General features: G+C 65.3%; 20 protein-coding genes, 1 tRNA gene and 1 riboswitch. Of the genes, 11 read left to right on the top strand and 10 right to left on the bottom strand.

Annotated features, from left to right (window positions below):
• The first annotated feature begins 2 nt into the window (after nt 1–2).
• Nucleotides 3–1,721 carry a heparinase II/III family protein gene (locus WI560_RS32160; protein ID WP_257179157.1) on the top strand — a complete coding sequence of 573 codons (1,719 nt, stop codon included), beginning with the start codon at nt 3–5 and terminating at the stop codon, nt 1,719–1,721.
• A gap of 57 nt (nt 1,722–1,778) precedes the next feature.
• Nucleotides 1,779–1,860, top strand: a riboswitch (ZMP/ZTP riboswitch).
• Nucleotides 1,861–1,885: 25 nt separating this feature from the next.
• Nucleotides 1,886–3,478, top strand: a complete 1,593-nt coding sequence (gene purH, locus WI560_RS32165; RefSeq protein WP_375306368.1) for a bifunctional phosphoribosylaminoimidazolecarboxamide formyltransferase/IMP cyclohydrolase — start codon at nt 1,886–1,888, stop codon at nt 3,476–3,478.
• A gap of 141 nt (nt 3,479–3,619) precedes the next feature.
• Here purH and WI560_RS32170 read toward each other — a convergent pair whose 3' ends face one another.
• A complete protein-coding gene (locus WI560_RS32170) occupies nt 3,620–5,005 on the bottom strand; it encodes an MFS transporter (protein ID WP_375306369.1) in 1,386 nt (461 codons plus the stop codon).
• 103 nt (nt 5,006–5,108) lie between these two features.
• On the opposite strand from WI560_RS32170, the gene ggt reads away from it, so the two are divergent.
• The gene (gene ggt / locus WI560_RS32175) at nt 5,109–6,857 is read left to right on the top strand and encodes a gamma-glutamyltransferase (protein WP_375306370.1); all 1,749 of its coding nucleotides are present in this window, start codon (nt 5,109–5,111) and stop codon (nt 6,855–6,857) included.
• 73 nt (nt 6,858–6,930) lie between these two features.
• Here ggt and WI560_RS32180 read toward each other — a convergent pair whose 3' ends face one another.
• Nucleotides 6,931–7,596 (bottom strand): glutathione S-transferase family protein, encoded by a 666-nt coding sequence (locus WI560_RS32180; protein ID WP_375158060.1) that lies wholly within the window; start codon nt 7,594–7,596, stop codon nt 6,931–6,933.
• A 166-nt stretch (nt 7,597–7,762) separates the two neighbouring features.
• Between WI560_RS32180 and WI560_RS32185 the strand changes: the two genes are divergently transcribed.
• From WI560_RS32185 to panE, 4 genes are all read left to right on the top strand, one after another.
• Complete coding sequence (locus WI560_RS32185; protein WP_375306371.1) at nt 7,763–8,359, top strand: DUF2239 family protein; 597 nt, start codon at nt 7,763–7,765, stop codon at nt 8,357–8,359.
• A gap of 91 nt (nt 8,360–8,450) precedes the next feature.
• Complete coding sequence (locus tag WI560_RS32190; RefSeq protein WP_375306372.1) at nt 8,451–9,827, top strand: MATE family efflux transporter; 1,377 nt, start codon at nt 8,451–8,453, stop codon at nt 9,825–9,827.
• Between the two features lie 75 nt (nt 9,828–9,902).
• On the top strand, nt 9,903–10,517 hold the full coding sequence (locus WI560_RS32195; RefSeq protein ID WP_375306373.1) for a 2-hydroxychromene-2-carboxylate isomerase: 615 nt from the start codon (nt 9,903–9,905) through the stop codon (nt 10,515–10,517).
• 105 nt (nt 10,518–10,622) lie between these two features.
• Nucleotides 10,623–11,546, top strand: a complete 924-nt coding sequence (gene panE, locus WI560_RS32200) for a 2-dehydropantoate 2-reductase (protein ID WP_375306374.1) — start codon at nt 10,623–10,625, stop codon at nt 11,544–11,546.
• A 78-nt stretch (nt 11,547–11,624) separates the two neighbouring features.
• Here the strand turns inward: panE and WI560_RS32205 are convergent, their stop codons facing one another.
• The 4 genes from WI560_RS32205 to WI560_RS32220 all read right to left on the bottom strand — a co-directional run bounded on the left by WI560_RS32205 (nt 11,625) and on the right by WI560_RS32220 (nt 15,204).
• Entirely contained in the window at nt 11,625–12,218 is a 594-nt protein-coding gene (locus tag WI560_RS32205; RefSeq protein WP_375306375.1) for a c-type cytochrome, read from the bottom strand.
• Nucleotides 12,219–12,406: 188 nt separating this feature from the next.
• Complete coding sequence (locus WI560_RS32210) at nt 12,407–13,687, bottom strand: PQQ-dependent sugar dehydrogenase (RefSeq protein WP_375306376.1); 1,281 nt, start codon at nt 13,685–13,687, stop codon at nt 12,407–12,409.
• A gap of 379 nt (nt 13,688–14,066) precedes the next feature.
• Nucleotides 14,067–15,053 carry an NAD-dependent epimerase/dehydratase family protein gene (locus WI560_RS32215; RefSeq protein WP_375308963.1) on the bottom strand — a complete coding sequence of 329 codons (987 nt, stop codon included), beginning with the start codon at nt 15,051–15,053 and terminating at the stop codon, nt 14,067–14,069.
• Nucleotides 15,054–15,129: 76 nt separating this feature from the next.
• A tRNA-Gly gene (locus tag WI560_RS32220) sits at nt 15,130–15,204 on the bottom strand.
• Between the two features lie 275 nt (nt 15,205–15,479).
• On the opposite strand from WI560_RS32220, the gene trxA reads away from it, so the two are divergent.
• Nucleotides 15,480–16,403, top strand: a complete 924-nt coding sequence (gene trxA / locus WI560_RS32225) for a thioredoxin (RefSeq protein WP_028133412.1) — start codon at nt 15,480–15,482, stop codon at nt 16,401–16,403.
• Between the two features lie 106 nt (nt 16,404–16,509).
• Nucleotides 16,510–17,187 (top strand): LON peptidase substrate-binding domain-containing protein, encoded by a 678-nt coding sequence (locus tag WI560_RS32230; RefSeq protein ID WP_375306377.1) that lies wholly within the window; start codon nt 16,510–16,512, stop codon nt 17,185–17,187.
• A 9-nt stretch (nt 17,188–17,196) separates the two neighbouring features.
• Here the strand turns inward: WI560_RS32230 and WI560_RS32235 are convergent, their stop codons facing one another.
• The 4 genes from WI560_RS32235 to WI560_RS32250 form a co-directional block, all read right to left on the bottom strand.
• Complete coding sequence (locus tag WI560_RS32235) at nt 17,197–19,698, bottom strand: EAL domain-containing protein (protein ID WP_375306378.1); 2,502 nt, start codon at nt 19,696–19,698, stop codon at nt 17,197–17,199.
• Nucleotides 19,699–19,880: 182 nt separating this feature from the next.
• On the bottom strand, nt 19,881–20,474 hold the full coding sequence (locus WI560_RS32240) for a cytochrome b/b6 domain-containing protein (protein WP_375306379.1): 594 nt from the start codon (nt 20,472–20,474) through the stop codon (nt 19,881–19,883).
• A gap of 96 nt (nt 20,475–20,570) precedes the next feature.
• Nucleotides 20,571–20,849, bottom strand: coding sequence for a PepSY domain-containing protein (locus tag WI560_RS32245; RefSeq protein ID WP_028133416.1), 279 nt, complete (start codon nt 20,847–20,849; stop codon nt 20,571–20,573).
• A 211-nt stretch (nt 20,850–21,060) separates the two neighbouring features.
• A complete protein-coding gene (locus tag WI560_RS32250; RefSeq protein WP_375306380.1) occupies nt 21,061–21,411 on the bottom strand; it encodes a hypothetical protein in 351 nt (116 codons plus the stop codon).
• 92 nt (nt 21,412–21,503) lie between these two features.
• Here WI560_RS32250 and WI560_RS32255 point away from each other — a divergent pair, with 92 nt between their 5' ends.
• A complete protein-coding gene (locus tag WI560_RS32255) occupies nt 21,504–22,034 on the top strand; it encodes a TetR/AcrR family transcriptional regulator (protein ID WP_375306381.1) in 531 nt (176 codons plus the stop codon).
• Between the two features lie 60 nt (nt 22,035–22,094).
• The gene (locus WI560_RS32260) at nt 22,095–22,292 is read left to right on the top strand and encodes a Trm112 family protein (protein ID WP_028133418.1); all 198 of its coding nucleotides are present in this window, start codon (nt 22,095–22,097) and stop codon (nt 22,290–22,292) included.
• Nucleotides 22,293–22,412: the final 120 nt, after the last annotated feature.

A 22,412-nucleotide genomic window follows, 5' to 3' on the forward strand; every position in this document is an offset into this window, starting at 1 on the left:
TCATGAACCGCTTCGCGCGGAACATGCTTGCGCGCGCGAGCGGCGGTTCGGTTGCGCTGTCGCGGGTCTGGCCCAGCCGCACCGACCGGCTGATCATCGCGCCGCACGATCTGCGCACCGCGGATGCGACCCGCGCCGCCGAGATCTATGCCGGCCGCTTCGTCTTCGCTGGCAAGATCGTCAATTGCCACGGCCGCTCGATCTTCGATCTCGAGCCGCCGTCGGAGGACTGGGAGGTTGCGCTGCTCGGCTTCGGCTGGCTGCGCCATTTGCGCGCCGCCGACACCGCGCTGACACGGGCGAATGCGCGCGCTTTGATCGAGGACTGGATCGCCAACCCCGCCAACAAGCGCCGCCCGGTCGCGCGGCGCGCCGACGTGCTGGCGAGGCGCGTGATCTCGCTGCTGTCGCAGGCGCCGCTGGTGCTGAGCGAGACCGACAACAAGTTCTACCGCCGTTACTTGCGCGCACTCGCCCGCGAGATCCGGTTCCTGCGCTACACCATGGTCGACATTCCGGACGGGGTGCCGAAGCTCCAGGTGCTGATCGCGCTGTGTTATGCGGCGCTGTGCCTTGCCAACCAGACGCGTCACATCCGCAGCGCATCGAAGAAGCTGTCGGACGAATTGCAGCGGCAGATCCTGCCCGATGGCGGCCACATCTCCCGCAACCCGGGCGCACTGATCGAGCTCCTGATCGACCTCTTGCCGCTGCGGCAGACCTTTGCCGCGCGCAACATCGCGCCGCCGCCGGCGCTGCTGAATGCGATCGACCGCATGATGCCGATGCTGCGCTTCTTCCGGCACGGCGACGGCAATTTCGCGCTGTTCAACGGCATGAGCGCGACATCTTCGGATCTGCTCGCCACGCTGCTCGCCTATGACGACACCCACGGCGCGCCGATGGCCAACATGCCGCATACCGGCTTTCAGCGCCTCGATGCCGGCCAGACCACTGTGATCATCGACACCGGCCCGCCGCCGCCGGCCAGCGTCAGTCACGACGCCCATGCCGGCTGCCTGTCGTTCGAGCTGTCCTCCGGCATCAGCCGCATCGTCACCAATTGCGGCATGCCGACCACGGGGCGCGACAATTGGCGACCGTTCGCACGCGGCACCGCAGCCCATTCCACCCTGACCTACCACGACACCTCGTCCTGTCAGTTCGTCGAGATGTCGGCGATGAAGCGGCTGCTGCATGGCTCGCCCGTGACCAGCGGACCCGTCGAGGTCGAGAGCTATCGTGAGATCGTGCAGAACGGCACGCTGCTGACGACGTCGCATGACGGTTACCTCGCCAAATTCGGCGCGATCCACCGCCGCGTGCTGATGATCGCCAATGACGGCGCGCGCATCGACGGCGAGGACACGCTGTCGCCGCCGCAGGGCGGACGCTTCAAGGGCGCGGATGCCGATTTCGCGCTGCGCTTCCATCTCCATCCGGCCGTGAAGGCCAGTCGGCTGTCGGACGCCCGCGGCGTCATGCTGGTACTGCCGAACCGCGACGTCTGGACCTTTGAAGCGCTGGACGACAAGGTCGATCTCGAGGACAGCGTGTTCCTGGCCGGCAACGACGGCCCCCGCCGCACCGCCCAGATCGTGATCCGGCAGGATGCGCGGCAGGCGCCCTCGATCCGCTGGAGCTTTGTGCGTTCCACCGCCTCGCCGGCGGTGACCAACGCCCGGAGAAATGCGCGGCGCGAGCCGGAACTACCGCTGTAAACGTGCGATTCAGCCCGATCCGGTCGTTGTGAATACGGCCGAAAACTGCTATCGAGCGCTCGCTCGCGCGACTGGCGACCTTGGATGGAGCACCATCGGGAAGCGCGGGCCATAGCCGCCGCGCGCCTGGGCATAGACACTCCTTAAGACAGAGGATCTTGCTCATGACTGACCGCCCCCGCCGCGTCACCCGCGCCCTTCTCTCCGTCTCAGACAAGACCGGCCTCATCGAGTTCGCCAAGGCGCTGGCCGCGCATGATGTCGAGCTGGTCTCGACCGGGGGCACCGCGAAAGCGATCGCCGCGGCCGGTCTCAAGGTGAAGGACGTCTCCGACCTCACCGGCTTCCCCGAGATGATGGACGGCCGCGTCAAGACGCTGCATCCGAAGGTGCATGGCGGCCTGCTCGCGATCCGCGACAACAAGGAGCATGCGGAGGCGATGAAGGCCCACGGCATCGCGCCGATCGACCTGCTCGTCGTCAACCTCTATCCGTTCGAAGCGACCGTCGACAAAGGCGCGGGCTTCGAGGATTGCATCGAGAACATCGATATCGGCGGCCCCGCCATGATCCGCGCCGCCGCTAAGAACCATGACGACGTCGCCGTCGTGGTCGAGGCTCAGGACTATCAGGCCGTGCTCGACGAGCTCGCCGCCAACAACGGCGCGACCACGCTGAAGCTGCGCCGGCGGCTTGCGGCAAAGGCCTATGCACGCACCGCGGCCTATGACGCCGCGATCTCGAACTGGTTCAACCGGCAGCTCGATATCGACGCACCCGACTTCCGCGCCTTCGGCGGCAGGTTGATCCAGTCATTGCGTTACGGCGAGAACCCGCACCAGACCGCGGCGTTCTATGCGACGCCGGACAAGCGCCCGGGCGTCTCGACCGCGCGGCAGCTCCAGGGCAAGGAGCTCTCCTACAACAACATTAACGACACCGATGCGGCCTATGAATGCATCGGCGAGTTCGACGCCAAGCGCACCGCGGCCTGCGTCATCGTCAAGCACGCCAACCCCTGCGGCGTCGCCGAAGGATCGAACCTCGTCGAGGCTTATCGCAGGGCGCTGGCCTGCGATTCCACCTCGGCCTTCGGCGGCATCATCGCGATGAACCGTCCGCTCGACGCCGACACCGCGCGCGAGATCACCAAGATCTTCACCGAGGTGATCATCGCGCCCGACGCCACCGAGGAAGCGATCGCCATCATCGGCGGCAAGAAGAACCTGCGCCTGCTGCTCGCCGGCAGCCTGCCCGACCCCCGTGCGCCGGGCCTCACCGCCAAGACGGTGGCCGGCGGCCTGCTGGTGCAGAGCCGCGACAATGCCGTGGTCGACGACATGACGTTCAAGGTCGTGACCAAGCGGGCACCGACCGATGCCGAGATGCGCGACCTCAAATTCGCGTTCCGCGTCGCCAAGCACGTCAAGTCCAACACCATCATCTACGCGAGGGATCTCGCCACCGTCGGCATCGGCGCGGGGCAGATGAGCCGGGTGGATTCAGCCCGTATCGCCGCGCGCAAGGCGCAGGACGCGGCGAGCGAGCTGAAGCTCGCCGAGCCGCTCACCAAGGGTTCGGTTGTAGCCTCGGATGCTTTCTTCCCCTTCGCCGACGGCATGCTCGCCTGCATCGAGGCCGGCGCCACCGCCGTGGTGCAGCCCGGCGGCTCCATGCGCGACGACGAGGTGATCAAGGCCGCCGACGAGCACGGCATTGCCATGGTGTTCACGGGTACGCGGCACTTCAGGCACTGAGCTTGTTGTCATTCCGGGACGCGCGAGGCGCGAACTACGGTGCGCAATTGCGCACCTGTGGATCTATCGTGCTGCGTCCCATGCAGAGAAATGGATTCCGGGCTCGCGTCTTCGGCGCGCCCCGGAATGACGATGGGGACGCTAATCCCGCACCCGCATCAGCAATCCCAGACCTGCGACGAAGAACACCACCAGCACGGCCATGCCGGCCTTCTGGCTCGCGGTCACCGCCGTGATCATTCCGATCAGAAGCGGTCCGATGAAGGACGTCACCTTCCCGGTCAGTGCAAATAGGCCAAAATACTGCGCGATACGATCTTTCGGTGCGAGGTGGATCAGCAGCGTGCGGGAGGCGGCCTGGAGCGGACCGCCGGCCGCGCCGATCAGGCAGCCCAGCACGAGATAGGCGCGCTCGGCCGCGCTCGAGAACAAGCCCCCGCCCGCTTGCGGCGGCGCGACCTTGACGAACAACACGCTGTCCTTGTCGACCAGCAGGATCGCCGCCACGGACAGCAAGAGAAGCAGCAGGCTGCCGGCAATGACGCGCTTCGGCCCCAGACGATCATCCAGCTTGCCGCCGAACCATGCGCCGAATGCGCCGGCGATCGCGAGCATGATGCCGAACGTGCCGATCTGGATCGTGTGCCAGCCGAACGTGCCGGCGGCATAGATGCCGCCGAAGGCGAACAGCGACACCAGACCGTCGGTGTAGATCATGTTGGCGAGCAGGAATGCCGCGAGCGATTTCTGCCTCGGCAGATGCTTGATCGATTGCCTGAGCTCCGACAGGCCCTCGCGCAGCGCCTCGCGCAGTGGGCGCTTGGCCGGATAGTCCGGCGTGAACAGGAACATCGGCGTCACGAAGATGATGAACCACAGCCCGGTCAGCGGCCCGGCGGCCCGGTCGCCCTGATGCGTCACGGGATCGAGCCCGAACAATGGCGTGAGGCCGAGCAGCGTGCGGCCGGTCTCGGGATTGGCGGCGAGCAGGCCGAGCACGATGATCAGGCTGACGATGCCGCCGACATAGCCGGTCGCCCAGCCGGTGCCGGAGAGCCGGCCGATCCGCTCCGGCGGCACCAGGGTCGGCATCATCGCATTGTTGAAGACGGTGGCGAACTCGGCACCGACGCTGGCGAGCGCAACCGCGGTGAGCAGCAACGGAATGACGGCGACATCGCCGGGCCTGCCGATCCAAAGCGTGCACGATGCCAGCACCAGCACCGTGCCGAATCCCGCGATCCATGGTTTCCTGCGGCCCGCGGCGTCGGCGATGGCTCCCAGCACCGGCGACAACAGCGCGATTGCAAGGCCCGCCGATGCCATCGCAAACGCCCATAGCGACTGGCCGGTGGCGGGATTCGGCGCAATGCTGGTGGCGAAATAGGGCGCGAACACGAAGGTCGTGATCAACGTGAAATAGGGCTGCGCGGCCCAATCGAAGAAGATCCAGCTGACGACGGCGGTACGGGGCGGATAGGTCCGCAGCACATCGGCCATGCGCGCATCCGGGGCGATCGTCGTCATCACGCAGGCCTCATCACGAACAGTTTTGCCTCTCTTGAGCCAGACCGTATAGCATTGCGGCGAGGCGTGTGAACTGGTCCGAGGTCCCGGCGGAAGTTTGATAATGTCGTCACATTCGACACGGCGGACATTTTTCGCCGTCATAGCCGCTCTGGCGTTCGGTCTCGCAGCCGCGACTGCCCAGGATGCGCGACAGGCCTATGTTCCAGCCGCGCCCGGCACGGTGCGCGCCATTGCCGCCGAACACGGCATGGTGGTCGCGCAGGAGAAGATATCCGCGCAAGTCGGCGCCGAGATCCTGCGGCGCGGCGGCAATGCGGTCGATGCGGCCGTCGCGACCGGCTTTGCGATGGCCGTGACCTATCCGCGTGCCGGCAATATCGGCGGCGGCGGCTTCATGGTGATCCATTCCGCCGACCGCAACGAAGACATCACGATCGACTACCGCGAGACGGCGCCGGCGGCGACCACGCCGCAGATCTTTCTCGGCGCCGACGGCAAGCCCGATCCGGCGAAGTCGCGGGATTCCGCCCTTGGCGTCGGCGTGCCCGGCACGGTCAGGGGACTCAGTCTGGCACTGGAGAAATACGGTTCGGGCCGGTTCACGCTGGCGCAATTGCTCGAGCCTGCGATCGCGCTCGCGCACGACGGTTTTGTCGTCAACGACGACATCGCCGATACGCTGCCCGGTTGGCACCGGCGGCTGGCACGCTGGCCTTCGACCGCCAAAATCTTCTCGCGGCCCGATGGCACGCCGCTTCGCGAGGGCGACAGGTTGATGCAGGGCGAGCTTGCCGAAACGCTGTCGGCCATCGCGGCACAGGGACCGCGCGGCTTCTATGAGGGACCGGTCGCGGAAAAGCTCGCCAAAGCCGTGGCTGATGCCGGCGGCATCATGACGCCGGCCGATTTGAAGGCCTATCAGGCCGTGATCCGCGCGCCGGTGCGCGGCACCTATCGCGGCTACGACATCGTGTCGATGCCGCTGCCCTCGTCCGGTGGCACCGTCTTGGTGGAAACGCTCAACATCCTCGAGGGCTTTCAGCTTGGCGATTTGAAGCAGGGATCGCCGGCATCCCTGCATCTCTTGATTGAGGCCATGAAGCGGGCCTATGCGGACCGCGCGCGCTATCTCGGCGATCCCGCCTTCGTCAACGCACCGATCGAGACGCTCACCGCGAAGGACTACGCCGCCAAACTGCGCTCCGGCATCACGGTCGATCGCGCCACGCCGTCGAAAGAGCTCGCAGCCGCGGCTCCCTCGCCGCGCGAGGGCAGCAACACCACGCATTTCTCCGTGGTGGATTCCCGCGGCAACGCGGTCAGCAACACTTACACGCTGAACTTCAGCTACGGCGTCGGCCTCGTTGCCGACGGCACCGGCGTGCTGCTCAACAACGAGCTCGACGATTTCACCGCCGCGGTCGGCGCCTCCAATGCCTACGGCCTCGTCGGCTTCGAGGCCAATCTGCCCGGACCTGGCAAACGTCCGCTCTCGTCGATGTCGCCGACCATCGTGCTCAGGAACGGCAAGCCGGTGCTGGTGACGGGCTCGCCCGGCGGCAGCCGCATCATTTCCAGCGTGCTGCAGGTGATCGTGAACGTCCTGGACTACAAGATGGATGTCGCGGCCGCCGTCGCGGCGCCACGGCTGCATCACCAATGGTTGCCCGACGAAGTGCGGATCGAGCGCGGCTTTGCCGAGGATGTGCTGCTCGAACTGAAGGCGAGAGGCCATGCGATCGTCGAGCCGATGGGGCAGACATCGGCCAATTCGATTCTCGTGTCGCCGAACGGGCCGCTCGGCGCGCCCGACCCCCGCACAAGGGGCGCAGAAGCGGCCGGCCAGTAACCGCTTTGCTTGCAGGACCAGGTGCGCAATGCGCACCATAGCTGCCACTGCCGCGGAATGACGGGCGCGAAGCTTACCGCCCCACCTCGTACGGCCCGCCCTTTTCCAGCGCACGCGCATAGGCCGGGCGTGCGTGGATGCGCTCGAGGAATGCCATCGCCTTGGGATGGCCCTGCTCGAGCCCGCCGCGCGCTTGCGCAGCTTCGAGCGGGAAGCTCATCTGGATGTCGGCTGCGGTGAATTCGTTGCCGGCGAACCATTCGCTCTTCGCAAGCTCGCCTTCCCAATAGTCCATGTGCTGCTTGAGCTGCGGATTGACCAGCGTGGTCAGCGCCTGGTTCGAGACCTTGCGCACCAGCGGACGAAGTAGCGCGGGCGCGCGCTTCGGCATCAGCGTGAACAGCAGCTTCAGCAGCAGCGGCTGCATCGCCGACCCCTCGGCATAATGCAGCCAATAGGTGAAGCGCAGCCGCTCCGGCGTGTTCGGCGGCGGAATCAGCCGGCCATTGCCGTAGGTCGCGACAATATATTCGATGATCGCACCCGACTCGGCGATGGTGTTGCCGTTGTCGGTGATGACGGGCGACTTGCCGAGCGGGTGGATGGCGCGCAGCTCCTTCGGCGCACGCATGTCCGGCTGCCGCTGGTAGCGCACGATCTCGTAAGGCACGCCTAGCTCCTCGAGCAGCCACAGCACGCGCTGCGAGCGGGAATTGTTGAGGTGGTGAACAATCAGCATCGGTGAGGTCCCCAGGGCTAGGCGTGGTGGCTAAGCGCGGTCGTGCGGCGGCGCCGTTGGTGCCAGCCCAGGGGCGCAATGTCGAGCCGGGGTGCGGATATTTTCACCCGGGTATATTGACCTTTATAATTTACCCGGGTATTAAATGGCCCCTAGCCTCATCAATATGGCAATGATTTCAATGCAAAGGACTTTCACCGCCTTCCAGGGACCACGTCGCCTAGTGTCCGGACCCGCCGGCGAAGTCGCGCTTGTCGTCAAGCGGGTGGCGCCTCGGCCGGATGAAGCCATCATCATCTTCGAGGACGCCACGGGCCGATCGATCGACTTCGATCTGCGTGGCGGCGATCGCGAGGTGCTGGCGCGGCTGGCCAAGCTCGTCCCGCCGCCGGTCGAGGAGAGCACGCCACCGAGCGAGCCGCGCGGCCGCGGCCGGCCCAAGCTCGGCGTCGTCGCGCGCGAGGTGACGCTGTTGCCGCGGCACTGGGAGTGGCTCGGCGCGCAGCCGGGCGGCGCCTCAGTCGCGCTGCGCAAGCTCGTCGACGAGGCGAGGCGCGCCAGCGGCGACAAGGACCGCGAGCGGCAGGCGCGCGATGCGGCCTATCACTTCATGTCGACCATGGCCGGCAATCTGCCGCGGTTCGAGGACGCTTCGCGCGCGCTGTTTGCAGACGACCGGCGGCGCTTCACCGCGCTGATCGCCGACTGGCCGGCCGACATCCGCGACCACATCGTCAAGCTCGCCTACAGCGACCGCGCGTAAACCGCGCGGCGCTCTTCACAACCTCCATCGACGGCCGGGCCGCGCACCTTGCGCGGCAACGGCTTCGCATGCCCTGACGAAAGGCTGATCCATGTCCGCCCCAAAACCGCTCTGGACAACATTCCTCCGCTTCCTCGCGCCCTTGATGCTGAGCAACGCGCTGCAATCGCTGTTCGGCACCGTCAGCAACGTCTATCTCGGCCAGATGATCGGCGTCGACGCGCTGGCGGCGGTCTCGGTGTTCTTCCCCGTGATGTTCTTCCTGTTCGCCTTCGTCATGGGCCTCAGCACCGGGGCGACCGTCCTGATCGGCCAGGCCTTCGGCGCGCGCGAGCACGACAAGATCAGAAGCATCGCAGGCACGACGCTCGCGATCGGCCTTCTGCTCTCCACTTCGGTTGCGCTGATCGGCGGCCTCTTCACCCGTCAATTGATGATGGCGCTCGCCACGCCCGCGGACATCCTCGATTCTGCCAGCACCTATGCGCGGATCATGCTGCTCACCATGCCGCTCGGCTTCGTCTTCCTGCTGATGACGGCGATGATCCGCGGCGTCGGCGACGCACTGACGCCGCTGCTGGCGCTGGCGCTGTCGACTGCGATCGGCCTGATCCTGACCCCGATGCTGATCCGCGGATCGTTCGGATTGCCGCCGGCCGGCGTCGCCAGCCCGGCATGGGCGGCCGCGATCGCGAACGCGCTCACCTTGATCGCACTCGCGGTCTATCTGCTGCGGAAGAAGCACGCGCTCGCGCCGGACGCGGCCCTGCTGCGTCAGCTGCGGCTGAACCGCGCCATGCTCGGCAAGATTCTTGGCATCGGGTTACCGAGCGCCATCGGCATGGTGGTGATGGCGATCGCGGAGCTGGTCCTGCTCGGCCTGGTCAACGGCTTCGGGTCGGACGCCACGGCGGCCTATGGCGCCGTCAACCAGGTGATGGGCTACACGCAGTTCACGGCGATGTCGATCTCGATCGCCGTCTCGATCCTCGGCGCGCAGGCTGTCGGCGGCGGCGACAGAACCCGGCTCGACGGCATCGTGCGCACCGGGCTTGCCTTCAACCTCGTCCTGACCGGCGGGCTGGTGGCGCTGATCTATCTGGCGCCGCGTGCCATCCTCGGCATCTTCATCACCGACGCAGCCGTGCTCGATCTGGCGAAAGGCCTGCTCGACACCGCCCTGTGGAGTTCGGTGCCGTTCGGCCTGGCCATTGTGTATTCCGGGGCCATGCGTGCAGCGGGCGTCGCGCTGACGCCGATGCTGCTCTCGATCTTCGCCATCGTCGCGATCGAGCTGCCTGCTGCGGTGATCCTGAGTCGCACGATCGGCCTTCAGGGCGTATGGGCCGCCTATCCTATCGTGTTCTGCGCCATGTTCGTTTTGCAGATGGGCTATTACCTCGCGGTCTGGCGCAAGCGCGCGATCCGGCGTCTGATCAGATGCTCAGAGTATTATGACCATCATTAAACGGTAGACCTGTGGCGCGCCCTGCGCCACAATGGAAAAAAGCCAGATCAGAAAGTTAGGTCAGGGAGAGTGAGTTTGACCCGCATTGCCCCGCAGTTCCTGTTCGATTTCGGCAGCCCGAACGCCTATCTCAGCCATCTCGCAATTCCCGCGATCGAGCAGCGCATCGGCGTCAGGTTCGAATACGTCCCGATCCTGCTCGGCGGCATCTTCAAGTCGACCAACAACAGGTCGCCGGCCGAGACGCTCGCCGGCATCAAGAACAAGCGTGAATTCCAGCAGGTCGAGACCGAGCGCTTCATCAAGCGCTTCAAGGTCCAGCCCTATGTCTGGAATCCGCACTTTCCCGTCAACACGCTGAATCTGATGCGCATGGCGATCGCGGCGCAAGCGGAAGGCGTGTTTGAGGCCTATGTCGAGGCCGCCTTCCACCACATGTGGCGCGAGCCGAAGAAGATGGACGATCCTGAAGTCGCGGCGAAGGCGCTGGCGTCCTCCGGCCTCGATGCCCAGAAGCTGTTGACCCGCGCGCAGGAACCCGAGGTGAAGGCCAAGCTGATCAAGAACACCGAGGAGGCGGTCGTGCGCGGCGCGTTCGGCTCGCCGACCTTCTTTGTCGGCAACGAGATGTTCTTTGGCAAGGAACAGCTCCGCGAGGTCGAGGAGATGGTGCTGGAACGGGGTAAATAGGGAATGGCGAAGAGCGAGTCGTGAAACTGTGACTCGTGATTTGCGGCCTCTCACCCTATTCGCTATTCCCTACCCGCCATTCGCCTCGTTCAACGGAGCTCTCGCATGCGTATCCTGGTGGTCGGCGCCGGCGCCATCGGCGGCTATTTTGGTGGCAGGCTGTTGCAGGCCGGCCGCGACGTCACCTTTCTGGTCCGTCCGCGCCGGGCCGGCGAGCTCGCCAGCGCCGGGCTCGTCATCAAGAGCCCGAATGGCGATGTGACGCTGAAGAATCCGCCGACCGTGCAGGCCGACGCGCTCAAGGACAAGTTCGACGTCGTGCTGCTCAGCTGCAAGGCGTTCGATCTCGACGATGCCATCAAGTCGTTCGCGGCCGCCGTCGGGCCAAACACCGCGATCATCCCGATGCTGAACGGCATGAAGCATCTCGACATCCTCGACGACAAGTTCGGCAAGGATCGCGTGCTCGGCGGCCTCTGCGCGATCGCCGCGACCTTGAACGAGCAGCGTGAGGTGGTGCAGCTCCAGCCGATGCAGGCGATCAGTTACGGCGAGCGCGACGGCAAGCTGTCCGATCGCGTCAAGGCGATCGACGAAGCCTTCAGGAGCGGCATCACCGGCGCCGCCGCCAGCCAGAACATCATGCAGGACATGTGGGAGAAGTGGGTGTTCCTCGCCTCGCTCGCGGCATCCACCAGCCTGATGCGGACCTCTGTCGGCAACATCCTCGCAGCGCCCGGCGGCCGGGATTTCCTGCTCGGCATGCTGGATGAGACCAGCGCGATCGCCACCGCGTCGGGCTATCCGCCGGGCGGCCCGTTCTTCGAGCGTGTGAAGGGCAACCTCACCACCGAGGGCTCGCCGATGACGGCCTCGATGTTCCGCGACATCAAGGCCGGCCTGCCGGTCGAGGCCGATCACGTCATCGGCGACCTCATCGCGCGCGCCGACGCCGCCAAGGTGCCGGTGCCCAAGCTGCGCATCGCCTACACGCATTTGAAGGCGTATGAGAAGCAGCGGCTGGGATAGCTGCAGCTACACACTCGGTGTCGTCCCGGGCTCGCGCTTTGCGCGCCCCGGGATGACGAGCCGTGTTTGCATCCCGCACTACTTCAAATGTGCGAGATAGTGCGAGACCGCGGTGATCTCCTCGTCGCTCATGCGATAGGCGACATCGACCATCGCAGCGACGCCGTTGCCGATGCGCTGGCCGGCCTTGTAGTCGTGCAGCGCCTTGACCAGATATTCCTCGCGCTGGCCCGCGAGCCGCGCCACGGCCTTGGTGCCGGCGTAGCTGTCCGTGTGGCACGAGGCACAGCGGCGGCCGGCGGCAACCTGCGCGCCCTTTTCCGACAGCTCCGGATCCTTGTCCTCCGGGCCCTTCGGCGGCGCCATTTGCGAGAAATAGGCGCCGAAACTCCTAATGTCCTCGTTGGTGATCTCTTCGGCGATCGGCTTCATCTGCTCGTTCTTGCGCGCACCGGCGCGGAAGAACACCAGCTGCCACTGGATGAACTGATCGGGCTGCCCGGCGAGCGAGGGGACGTTCTCGGTCTGCGAAATGCCGTTCTCGCCGTGACAGCCGGCGCAGGCGGAGGCCTTCTCCTTGATCGCGGAATTATCGGCAGCACCCGCCGGAACGGCTCCGAGCGCCAGGAGCGCAAGCGCGCTGATTGCGGGCGAGATGAATGGCCGGCGCATGAGGGAATTCCGATCTGATCAAGTGCGTCGCTTCCGGGGCGTGCGCAGTACGCGCCCTGGATCCATAACCACGGCTCGGGGCCATGGGTTCCGGACTTGCGCTGGCGCGCAATCCGGAACGAAGGGATGGGCTTGAAGCAAACGAGGCTGCGGCCCTTCCGGCACCGCAGCCTCGTGTCGAATTCGCGCTACTTCTTGCTGTAGCTGATGCGATAGATCGCGCCGGCCCAGTCGTCGGCGACGAGGATCGATCCGTCCTTGGCGAGGATGATGTCGTTGGGTCGCCCGAGATAGCCCTGGTCGCCCTCGAGCCAACCGGAGGCGAAGATCTCCCGCTTCGGGTTCTTGCCATCGGGCCCGACGATCACGCGCACGATGCGCGCGCCCTGGTACTTGTGCCGATTCCAGGAGCCGTGCTCGGCGATCAGGATGTTGTTCTTGTACTCGGCGGGGAATTGGTCGCCGGTATAGAACTTCATGCCGAGCGGAGCGACATGGGCGCCGAGATTCAGCACGGGCGGCGTGAACTCGGAGCACTTGTGGCCCATCGCGAACTTGTCGTCCGGCAGATTGCCCTGGTGGCAATAGGGATAGCCGAAATGCTCGCCGATCCGGTTGATCATGTTCAGCTTGTCCGAGGGCAGATCATCGCTGATCCAGTCGCGGGCATTCTCGGTGAACCAGAGCTTGCCGGTGCGCGGATCGACGTCGCCGCCGACCGAGTTGCGCACGCCGAGCGCCCAGATTTCGGCGTTGCCGGTCTTGGGATCGACGCGCCGGATCTGCGACACGCTGGTCGGCGGGATGCCGATGTTGAAGGGCGGCCCGAACGGCAGGAAGAACCAGCCTTCCTTGTCGACCGCGATGTACTTCCAGCCATGCGCGGCATAGGAGGGCATGTCGTCATAGACGACCTTGCCATCGCCAGGATTGTCGAGCTTGTTCTCGATGTCGTCGTAGCGGATCAGCTTGTCGACCGCGATGACGTAGAGCGCGCCGTCCCTGACGGCGAGCCCGGTGGGCATGTTCAGCCCCTTGAGGATGGTCTTGACCTCTTTCTTCCCGCCATTGTCCTTGATGGCATAGACGTTGCCGAGGCCGAACGAGCCGACGAACAGGGTGCCCTTGTCACCCCAGGCCATCTGCCGCGCCGCCAGCACGCCCGAGGCGTAGACCTCGATCTTGAAGCCCTGCGGCAGCTTGATCTTCTTGACGATGTTGGCGAGCTCGGCATCGGAGGCGCCGGTCGGCGGACCCGAGGGCGGGGCGAGGCCCTTCTGCGCCTCGGTCTCGTCGCCGAGGAACCAGTCATCCGGCGGATGGGTCCAGAACTCCTTGGTGCCGGATTCGTATTTCTTCAGCGCCCGGTTCTTGTCCTGCTGCTGCGCGTTGCCGGCGCTGGTCCCCGCAAGAAGAGCAGCCGCTGCAAGCGCCAGAACGGATTGAAAGACGGATCGGTGGAATCTCATCGCGTCACTCCCCTAAGGCAGCCCCTAGGAGCTGCGCATTATTTTCTTTTGCTAGTCGAGAGGCGAAGTCTTGGGTCGGTCGGAACGACAGACGCAAAAAGGTTAGCACATCTGCGAGCGCTGAGAAGCGCGGCGCATTCATCTCGGTTGCGCCGCGCAAAAATTGAGACGGAGTGTCAACGAGGCCAAGCCTGCGGCGAGGGCGTTCTCGCTGCAACGCGGAATCAAAACGGCGCGCCTCATGTGCGGAGCAGCGACGAGGGCCGGACAACACAAAACGCGAAGACAACCCCATGCACAGTAGAACGGCGCAAGTCGCGCAGCTCAGGGTGAGCCCGGCAGGCACTTGACTCGTCGAGCAAAATATCGATCGCGGCGCTCAACTGGCGACTGGGTAGGGTCCATCGTCGAACGCCGTGTCGTGATAGCCCTTGGCCCCGATCTCGCGCGCCAGCGCACTGCGAAAATCGCGCCCCTCGCGCAGGCTGCGCAACACATGCGCGAAATCGAATTCGGGCCGCCAGCCCAGCTCGCGCCGCGCGCGTTCGTTGACATAGACGCGGTCGATCTCGGGGAAGAGGCTCCAGCCGCGCGCCGCATAGAGCTGGGCGCAATCCGGATAGAGCTCGCGGACGACACCTGCAGCATCGCGCGCCAGCGCCGCGAGATGCCGCTGTTCGAACGGGCTGGTCGCCGAAATGATGTAGCGGGCGAAACGGATGTTGGGCGCCCGCTCGACGGCGAGCAGATGGGCGCTCACCGCGTCCGCGATATCCAGCCGGCGATAGAGCAGCTCGTTGGCCTGCGCGTTGTCCAGCGCGTAGGCCGACCGGATCGCGGGATCGTCGTCGTCCTCCGGAAAGAAGCGCGAGGTCCGCAACACCACGACCGGAAGTCCACGCTCGCGGAAGAACAACTCGCACAGCGTCTCCGCCATCAGCTTGGTGGTGCCGTAGATATTTTTCGGAACGGACGGCAGGTCCTCGTTGACCCACACCGCCGCCTGTCCCGCCGCCGGCCGAAGCTGCGAGCCGAACGCGCTGGTGGTGCTGGTGAAGACGAAGCTGTTCACGCCGGCCGCCGCGGCCGCCTCGAGCAGATTGAGCGTGCCCGATACGTTGGTGTCGACAAAGTCCTGCTTGCTGTGGGTCGCCACATGCGGCTTGTGCAGCGTCGCGGTGTGGATCACCGCCGCGACGCCGTCCATCTGCCGCCGCACGAAGCCGGGATCGACGATCGAGCCCACCGCGTCAGTGAAGGGCGAGGGCTTCAGATCCATCCCGCGCACGGACGACCCGCGCCCACGGAAGGTGCGGATAACGGCTTCACCGAGATGGCCGGCACTGCCGGTGACCAGGATCGTCATTGCAAACCCAAGGCAGTCGCCGGCGGCGTGGAGAACCACGTTTCCGTCCGGATCAGCTGGATGCTCTGGGAAAAATTGGAGCGGGCGAAGGGGCTCGAACCCTCGACCCCGACCTTGGCAAGGTCGTGCTCTACCACTGAGCTACACCCGCATCCTGTGTCGGTCGCGTGACGCGCCGGCAACGGCTGTCGTATGCCAAAAGCGGGAGGGGAATGCAACAGCTACCGGCGGCATAGATGCGCTATCCGGGGCCCAATATCGACCCCTGATGCGGCCAAACAGCCCGAAAACGCTCCGGAACCGCCGAATCAGCCGCGATGGATTGAAATTCGGCCCATTCGGCCCAATCTAGGAGCCGACAGCGCAGCAGAGGAAGCGGCGGCGTGCTAAAGAGCCGCCATTCCGGACATCAGACAAGGGGATCCCGTGACGATCATCGACCAGGGTAACGGAGCCGCAAACCCGGCCGCCGCCGATCTGATCAAGGACACCACCACCCAGACCTTCGTGAAGGACGTCATCGAGGAATCGAAGCGCCAGCCGGTGCTGATCGATTTCTGGGCGGAGTGGTGCGGGCCCTGCAAGCAGCTCACCCCCGTGCTGGAAAAGGCGGTCAGGGCGGCCAAGGGCAAGGTCAAGCTGGTCAAGATGAACATCGACCAGCACCCGGCGATCCCCGGCCAGATGGGCATCCAGTCGATCCCGGCCGTGATCGCCTTCGTCAACGGCCAGCCGGCCGACGGCTTCATGGGCGCGGTGCCCGAGAGCCAACTCAATGCCTTCATCGAAAAGCTGACCAAGGGCGTCGTCGCGCCGGGCGAGGTCAACGTCGCCGAGATCGTGCAGGAGGCCGAGGCGGTGCTCGCCGAGGGCGACGCCGCTGCGGCAGCGCAGATCTATGCCGAAGCGCTCCAGCATGATTCGACCAATATCGCGGCGCTGGCCGGCCTTGCGAAGTGCTACGCCGTCTCCGGCGCGATGGAGCAGGCCAAGCAGACCCTGGCCATGGTGCCGGAATCCAAGCGCAACGACCCCGCGGTGAAGGCCGTGCAGACCACGATCGATCTCGCCGAGCAGGCGCAGTCGCTCGGGCCGGTCGCCGAGCTGGAACAGAAAGTCGCCGCAAACCCGCTCGATCATCAGGCCCGATTCGACCTGGCGACCGCGCTCAACGCGAAAGGCGACCGCGCTGCTGCCACCGCGCAGCTGCTCGAGATCGTCAAGCGCGACCGCAAATGGAACGATGACGGTGCCCGCAAGCAGCTGGTGCAGTTCTTCGAGGCGTGGGGCGGCACGGATGATGCAACCGTCGAGGGGCGCAAGCGCTTGTCGACGATCCTGTTTTCGTAAGGCCCTCTTTTGAGCATGATCTGTTCGGAAAACCGCTGCACACTTTGCGCTGACGCGGTCCGCCGGATCCGGATCATGCACTAGCAAGGGCAGGGGGACCGGGCAGATGCCGATCAATATCGAATATCGCGGCCCCGCCGACCTCCCGGAGATCATTCCGGTGTTTCCGCTCCCGGGCGCGCTGCTGCTGCCGCGCGGCCAGATGCCGCTCAACATCTTCGAGCCGCGCTACCTTGCGATGGTCGACGATTCCTTCCGCGACGGCCATCGCCTGATCGGCATGATCCAGCCCGATGTCGCGCACTCGCCGAAGGATTCCGACAAGCCGACGCTGTTCCGGGTCGGCTGCGTCGGCCGCATCACCCAGCTCGCCGAATCCGGCGACGGCCGCTACATCCTCGAGCTCACCGGCGTCTCGCGCTTCAAGGTGGTCGAGGAGCTCGACGTGCTCACCGCCTACCGGCAGTGCAAGGTGGACTTCTTCGCCTTCGCCAACGACTTCACCGCGCGTATGGGCGAGGAGGAGGTCGACCGCGAGGCGCTGCTGGCCGTGCTGGCGGATTTCCTGAAGGCCAACAATCTCAAGGTCGACTGGGAGGGCGTCGAAAGCGCGCCCAACGAGGCGCTCGTCAACGCGCTGGCGATGATGTCGCCCTATGGCCCCGCCGAGAAGCAGGCCATGCTGGAGGCGCCCGACCTGAAGACCCGCGCCGAGATCCTGATCGCCGTCACCGAGATGGACCTTGCCAAGAAGCGTACCAGCGGCGATCCGCCGCTGCAGTGAGGACGGCGCTCAGGCTGCGTAGATGGCCGTTTCGGCCTTGCGCTGCGCCGATGGCGCGATCCTGGAGGCCTGCAGCGGCCGGCTGAAATGATAGCCCTGCGCCTCGACGCATCCCTCCTCGCGCAGGATGGCCAGCTGCTCGGCGGTTTCGACGCCCTCGGCCGTGGATGTCTTGCCGAGGCTGGTGGCGAACCTGACCACTGCGCGAGCGATCCGATGAGACTCTTCCGTCGTGCTGGCCAGCTCGCTGACGAAGCTGCGATCGATCTTGACCTTGTCGAACGGGAACTTCTGCAGGAAGCTCAGCGACGAATAGCCGGTGCCGAAATCGTCGAGGGCAATCCGCACGCCGAGCTTGCGCAATTGGCCGAGCGCGGCGAATACAGCCCCGCTGTCGTGCATGATGACGGTCTCGGTGACCTCGAGTTCAAGCCTGTTCGAGGCAATTCCCGAATTTGCCAATGCGCCGACAATCGAGGCGACGAGCTCCTTGCCTCTGAATTGCGCGGGAGACAGGTTTATCGCGATCTTCAGATCGGAGGGCCACTTGGCTGCTTCGGCGCAGGCGGTCCTCAGGACCCATTCGCCGATGGGCAGGATCAGGCCGGTTTCCTCCGCGAGCGGAATGAACTCGCCCGGCAAGACCAGACCACGCTCGGGGTGATGCCACCGCAACAACGCCTCATGGCCGCAGATTCGTCCGCTCTCCACACCCACGAACGGCTGGTAATGAAGCTCGAATTCGCCCCGCGCCAGCGCCTTCCGCAGATCCTTTTCCAGGTTGCGGCGGACGTGCATGCGCTGATCGAGCTCCGGCTCGAAGAAACGGAATGCGCCGCGTCCGCCGCCCTTCGCCGCGTAGAGGGCGAGATCGGCGCTCTTGAGGATCGTGTCTGAATCGGTCCCGTCGCGAGGCGCGATGGCGATTCCGATGCTGGTGCCCACGATGACCTGGTGATCGCCGAGATCAAACGGCTCGCAGAGCGCGCCTTTGATCGCCTCGGCCAAAGCCGCCGCGTCCCTGGCCGGGCTTGTCACGTAGTCGACGACGGCGAATTCGTCGCCGCCCAATCGAGCGATGAACGTCGTCTCCCTGCCGCAATCCTGCAAGCGGACCGCGACCGAACGTAGCAGCGAGTCGCCTGCCGGATGTCCGAGCGTGTCGTTGATCTCCTTGAATCGGTCGAGGTCGAGCATCAGGACCGCCAAATGGAGATTTCCGTCACGCGTGTCGGCCAGGGCATGCTCCAAGCGCGCTCTGAGCAGGACGCGGTTCGGCAGCTCCGTCAGGGCGTCGTGTTGCGCCATATAGGTGATCTTGGCTTCGGACCGGCGCTGCTCCGTGACATCGAGATGCGTGGCCACCCAGCCGCCGCCGGCCATCGGCTGCCGCGTCACGCAGATCAGCCGGCCGTCGGCGAACGCGTCGATCCGGCTCGAAACCGCATGGACCGGCAATGCATCGAGCTTGGCGATCTGCCGTTCGGCGGCCAAATCGCTGGCATCGCCGTCGAGTATGCCGTTCATGATGCGATGCCGGATGATGTCGCGATGCGCGGTTCCCGCGCGCAACAGCTCCGGCGGCAGCCGGTACAGTCTGGCGTAGCGCTCGTTGCATATGACGAGCCGCTTCTCGGCATCGAACATGCAAAGGCCCTCGACCATGTGGTTGATGGCCGTGTCGAGCCTCAGCGTCTGCTCCTGCAATTCCTGCTGGGAATCTTCGAGCTGCTGACGGGCGACCGAAAGCTGGCTGATGATCTCCTCGAACCTGACGGTTCTGCTTGCCAGGCGACGATCGGCCAGCACGCCGATCAGGCTCATGCCCAGCACGGACAGCGCGACGCCGGCGATCGCAAGCGCGAGAACGGCCGGAGACAGCGACAGGGTGCTCGTCGCGCGCGTTGGATCCGGCGTAATATGCAGCGCACCCATCGCCGTGAAGTGATGCGATATGATGGCAAGCGTCAGCAGGACTGCCGCCGCGAGCGTGCCCTGGTAGTTCCGATACTTGATCGCGACAGCCAGGGCGGCATAGCCGAAGCACATGCCGAGAACGATCGAGACGAGTACGAGATCCAGTGACCACGCGACGCGGCCCGGCACTTCAAGCGCCCACATTCCGAGATAATGCATGCTGGCAATGCCGCCGCCGATGATGATGCCGCCTGTCCCCGGGCGCCACCGGCCGGAATCGCCGGCCGCGACGCCGAAGCCGACCGACGTCAAGAACATTGCGGTGGCCAGCGAAAGCGACGTCAGCACGATGCCGTAGCCGGTCGCAACGCCCGGCTCGTAGGCGAGCATGGCGACGAAATGCGTTGCCCAGATGCCGTAGCCGATGGCGGCGCCGGCGATCGCGATCCAGATCAGGCGCGTTCTTGCGCGCGCCGCGATCGCACGATGGAAGATACTGACCGCGACGATGCTGGCGACGAAGCAGACCAAACCGGCGAGCACGACGAGCCGAACATCATGTTCGACGGTAAGGCAAGACAAGACACGAAACATCCAAGCCGCTCCATCGGCAACATTGCCGAGATAGAAACGGGCCAATCGCGTTGATTTTGTGCCGTGACTGATTGGATGCTTATCGACGCATTAAGCTCATCGGCGCAATTTGAACTTTGCCGACCACCGGCGCGCGACGGCGCCGCGCCGGAAAGCGCCACGGAACGAGTGGAGGCGAATCACTAGGGACGATTGCGAATGTGCTTGCGGCCGGTGAGCATCGCGCGGGTCAGATTCTCGCGCTGGAGAATCCCCATCAGCAGCACGCCCACCACATGCAGCACGACCAGGACGATGACCGCGTCCGACGAATAATGGTGGGTGTCCTCGACCCACCAGACGCCGAAGAACGTGACGGTGACCGACATCGCGCCGGTGATCGCCGAAACGACCAGCGAGACCAGCAGCGCCACGAGCATCACCGTGCCGGCCGGATTGAGCCCGATATAGCGGCCGGTGATGCCGCGGCGCAGATTCCAGAGATAGCTTGGCGCGGCCCGCAGCCTGGCCCTCATCATGCGGAAACGCGAATAGCGGCTTCCCCAGAAGCCCCAGACGAGCCGGAAGGCGAGGAGCCCAAGCACCGCATAGCCGACGAAGCGGTGCAGCCGATCATGGACGGTCGGCGTGAACCACGCGGCCAGAACGCAGGCCGCGAGGCTCCAGTGCCAAAGGCGCAGCGGCAGGTCCCAGACCAAAACCGTCCGCGAAGCGGTTCGATCCGCACGGGCCCTGTCGGACGCCCCGCGCGCTTTCGGGATCGCATCCTCAATCAAGCGAAGACCATCCTCGAGCCCAGCCTTGCGCAGATCAATCCGCGCGGCCTCCTTCACCGCCAGCTTGACGATTCGCCTGGCAGTTTACTTGGCGGTTTACTTCGCGATCGTGTGCTTCAGGCTGAGGTCTTCGGGGCTGTAGAACAGCTCGTAGAGCTTGCCTTCCTTGACGCCGTAGACCTCGTAGCATGAGCCTTCGATCTTGGATCGCCGCACCTCGTAACCCAGAGCCTTGGCCTTGGCTTCGGCTTCGCTGGCCGGTTTCCACGACGCCTTGTCGAGTTTTGTGCAGTTCTTGAAACCGTCGGCCATGGCCGCCGACCCCATGCCCATCCCGATCGTCAGTGCGATGGCAACAACACGAATGACCTTCACGAACACCTTCTCCTCTGCCGTGCGCGCTATGCGAGCCGCGTCGAAGGAAGCAAAGGGGGAGATGAAGTCAATCCGGTATGCGCGTCGATGATCTTAGATAAGTTCTAATCGGTCGCCTTAGATCGGTTCTAATGTGAGCGAACGCTGTCCGGGCACAGCGCGGAATTGAGCTGCCGCTGCGGCCTTGTGCCTCGCGGTCCAGATGCAGTCGCTAGTAGCCGGCGACGGCGAGCGCGACGACGAAGCTCATGCCAACCCAGCCGAAATGCCGACCGCGCGTTGCAAAGGCGTTGGCCAAGGCCGCAAAGCCGAACACGATCGCGAAGGTGGCGACGATCCAGTGGCGGGCAGGGTTCGACTCCATTCCGGGCGCGGCGAGCAGCAGCACGCCGCCGCCGATCCACGCCACCGTGCCGGCCTGCCACACCAGCCGGATCAGCATGCGCAGCCGCGGCGGCTCGATGCGGGCATGCGTGAACACCTTGGTCTCGCCGAGCATGCCGTGGATCAGCGCGATCGCGATCGCCGCGAGGCCGGAACATTGCAGGAGCAGGTCGCGCATGGGCATATCTCCATACATCTATGTATGGTTATGCACCTGCTTGCGTCAGGCTGTCAATACATTAGTGTATGGTCAAATCCCGGGACCCCGACATGACCGACCAGCTCTCCGCCGACGACTGGATCAAGGAAGGCCTCAAGGCGCTCGCCAAGAGCGGCTTCACCGCGCTCAAGGCCGACCCGCTGGCAAGGGCCATGGGAGTGTCGCGCGGCAGCTTCTATTGGCATTTCGCCGATCTCGGTGCGTTCCAGGCCGCCGTGCTGAAGCGCTGGCGCGAGATCGCGGCGGAGCAGATCATCGCCGACGTCGAGGCCGCCGGCGACGAGCCGCTGCAGGCGCTGCTGCGCCGCTCGTTCGGCGCGCGGCTCGATCTCGAACGGGCGGTGCGCAACTGGGCGGCCTTCGACGCGGCGGCGCAAGCAGCCGTGCGCGCAATCGACCGCCGCAGGCTCGACTATATCGAACAGCTGCTGGCGAAGCGTGGGCTCGGGGCGGCGACGGCGCAGGCCCGCGCACAGATCCTCTACTGGACGTTTCTCGGCTTTGCCCTGTCGGGCGCGCCAATGCCGGCAGCCCGGCTCCACGCCCTGCTCGACGAGGTCTTCACGATGGTCACGGCTTGAGCCCCGCGATGGGCGGGCGCGAAATTCTGTGCTAGAGGCAGCCGATCGCCGGAGACCCCAATGAACGCGCCCACCGAACGTCCCGAAGCCAGCGTCGATCCCAAATTGCTGGAGATTCTCGTCTGCCCGCTGACCAAGGGCCCGCTGGAGTTCGATGCTGCAAGGCAGGAGCTGATCTCGCGCAGCGCCAAGCTCGCCTATCCGATCCGCGACGGCATCCCGATCATGCTGCCGGAAGAGGCGCGCAAGATCGATTGATCCTGTCGTCCGGGCGGAGCTGCATCGTTTGGAACGATGATCGCGCCACACTCTCGGTGTCATCCCCGCTCTGCGCGCGCTCAGGGCGCGCTTGTCCGGGACGACAGCGGAGATTGAAGA

This window comes from Bradyrhizobium sp. A11 (genome assembly GCF_042077125.1).
Lineage (GTDB): Bacteria > Pseudomonadota > Alphaproteobacteria > Rhizobiales > Xanthobacteraceae > Bradyrhizobium > Bradyrhizobium japonicum_B.

Excerpts from the sequence above, each read along its gene's own strand:
- WI560_RS32205 (WP_375306375.1), bottom strand. The coding sequence starts at position 12,218 with ATGCGCCGGCCATTCATCTCGCCCGCAATCAGCGCGCTTGCGCTCCTG.
- WI560_RS32210 (WP_375306376.1), bottom strand. The coding sequence starts at position 13,687 with ATGAGATTCCACCGATCCGTCTTTCAATCCGTTCTGGCGCTTGCAGCG.
- purH (WP_375306368.1), top strand. The coding sequence starts at position 1,886 with ATGACTGACCGCCCCCGCCGCGTCACCCGCGCCCTTCTCTCCGTCTCA.
- WI560_RS32160 (WP_257179157.1), top strand. The coding sequence starts at position 3 with ATGAACCGCTTCGCGCGGAACATGCTTGCGCGCGCGAGCGGCGGTTCG.
- WI560_RS32250 (WP_375306380.1), bottom strand. The coding sequence starts at position 21,411 with ATGCGCGACCTGCTCCTGCAATGTTCCGGCCTCGCGGCGATCGCGATC.
- WI560_RS32170 (WP_375306369.1), bottom strand. The coding sequence starts at position 5,005 with ATGACGACGATCGCCCCGGATGCGCGCATGGCCGATGTGCTGCGGACC.
- WI560_RS32190 (WP_375306372.1), top strand. The coding sequence starts at position 8,451 with ATGTCCGCCCCAAAACCGCTCTGGACAACATTCCTCCGCTTCCTCGCG.
- panE (WP_375306374.1), top strand. The coding sequence starts at position 10,623 with ATGCGTATCCTGGTGGTCGGCGCCGGCGCCATCGGCGGCTATTTTGGT.
- ggt (WP_375306370.1), top strand. The coding sequence starts at position 5,109 with ATGTCGTCACATTCGACACGGCGGACATTTTTCGCCGTCATAGCCGCT.
- WI560_RS32260 (WP_028133418.1), top strand. The coding sequence starts at position 22,095 with ATGAACGCGCCCACCGAACGTCCCGAAGCCAGCGTCGATCCCAAATTG.
- WI560_RS32235 (WP_375306378.1), bottom strand. The coding sequence starts at position 19,698 with ATGTTTCGTGTCTTGTCTTGCCTTACCGTCGAACATGATGTTCGGCTC.
- WI560_RS32255 (WP_375306381.1), top strand. The coding sequence starts at position 21,504 with ATGACCGACCAGCTCTCCGCCGACGACTGGATCAAGGAAGGCCTCAAG.
- WI560_RS32230 (WP_375306377.1), top strand. The coding sequence starts at position 16,510 with ATGCCGATCAATATCGAATATCGCGGCCCCGCCGACCTCCCGGAGATC.
- WI560_RS32185 (WP_375306371.1), top strand. The coding sequence starts at position 7,763 with ATGGCAATGATTTCAATGCAAAGGACTTTCACCGCCTTCCAGGGACCA.
- WI560_RS32215 (WP_375308963.1), bottom strand. The coding sequence starts at position 15,053 with ATGACGATCCTGGTCACCGGCAGTGCCGGCCATCTCGGTGAAGCCGTT.
- WI560_RS32180 (WP_375158060.1), bottom strand. The coding sequence starts at position 7,596 with ATGCTGATTGTTCACCACCTCAACAATTCCCGCTCGCAGCGCGTGCTG.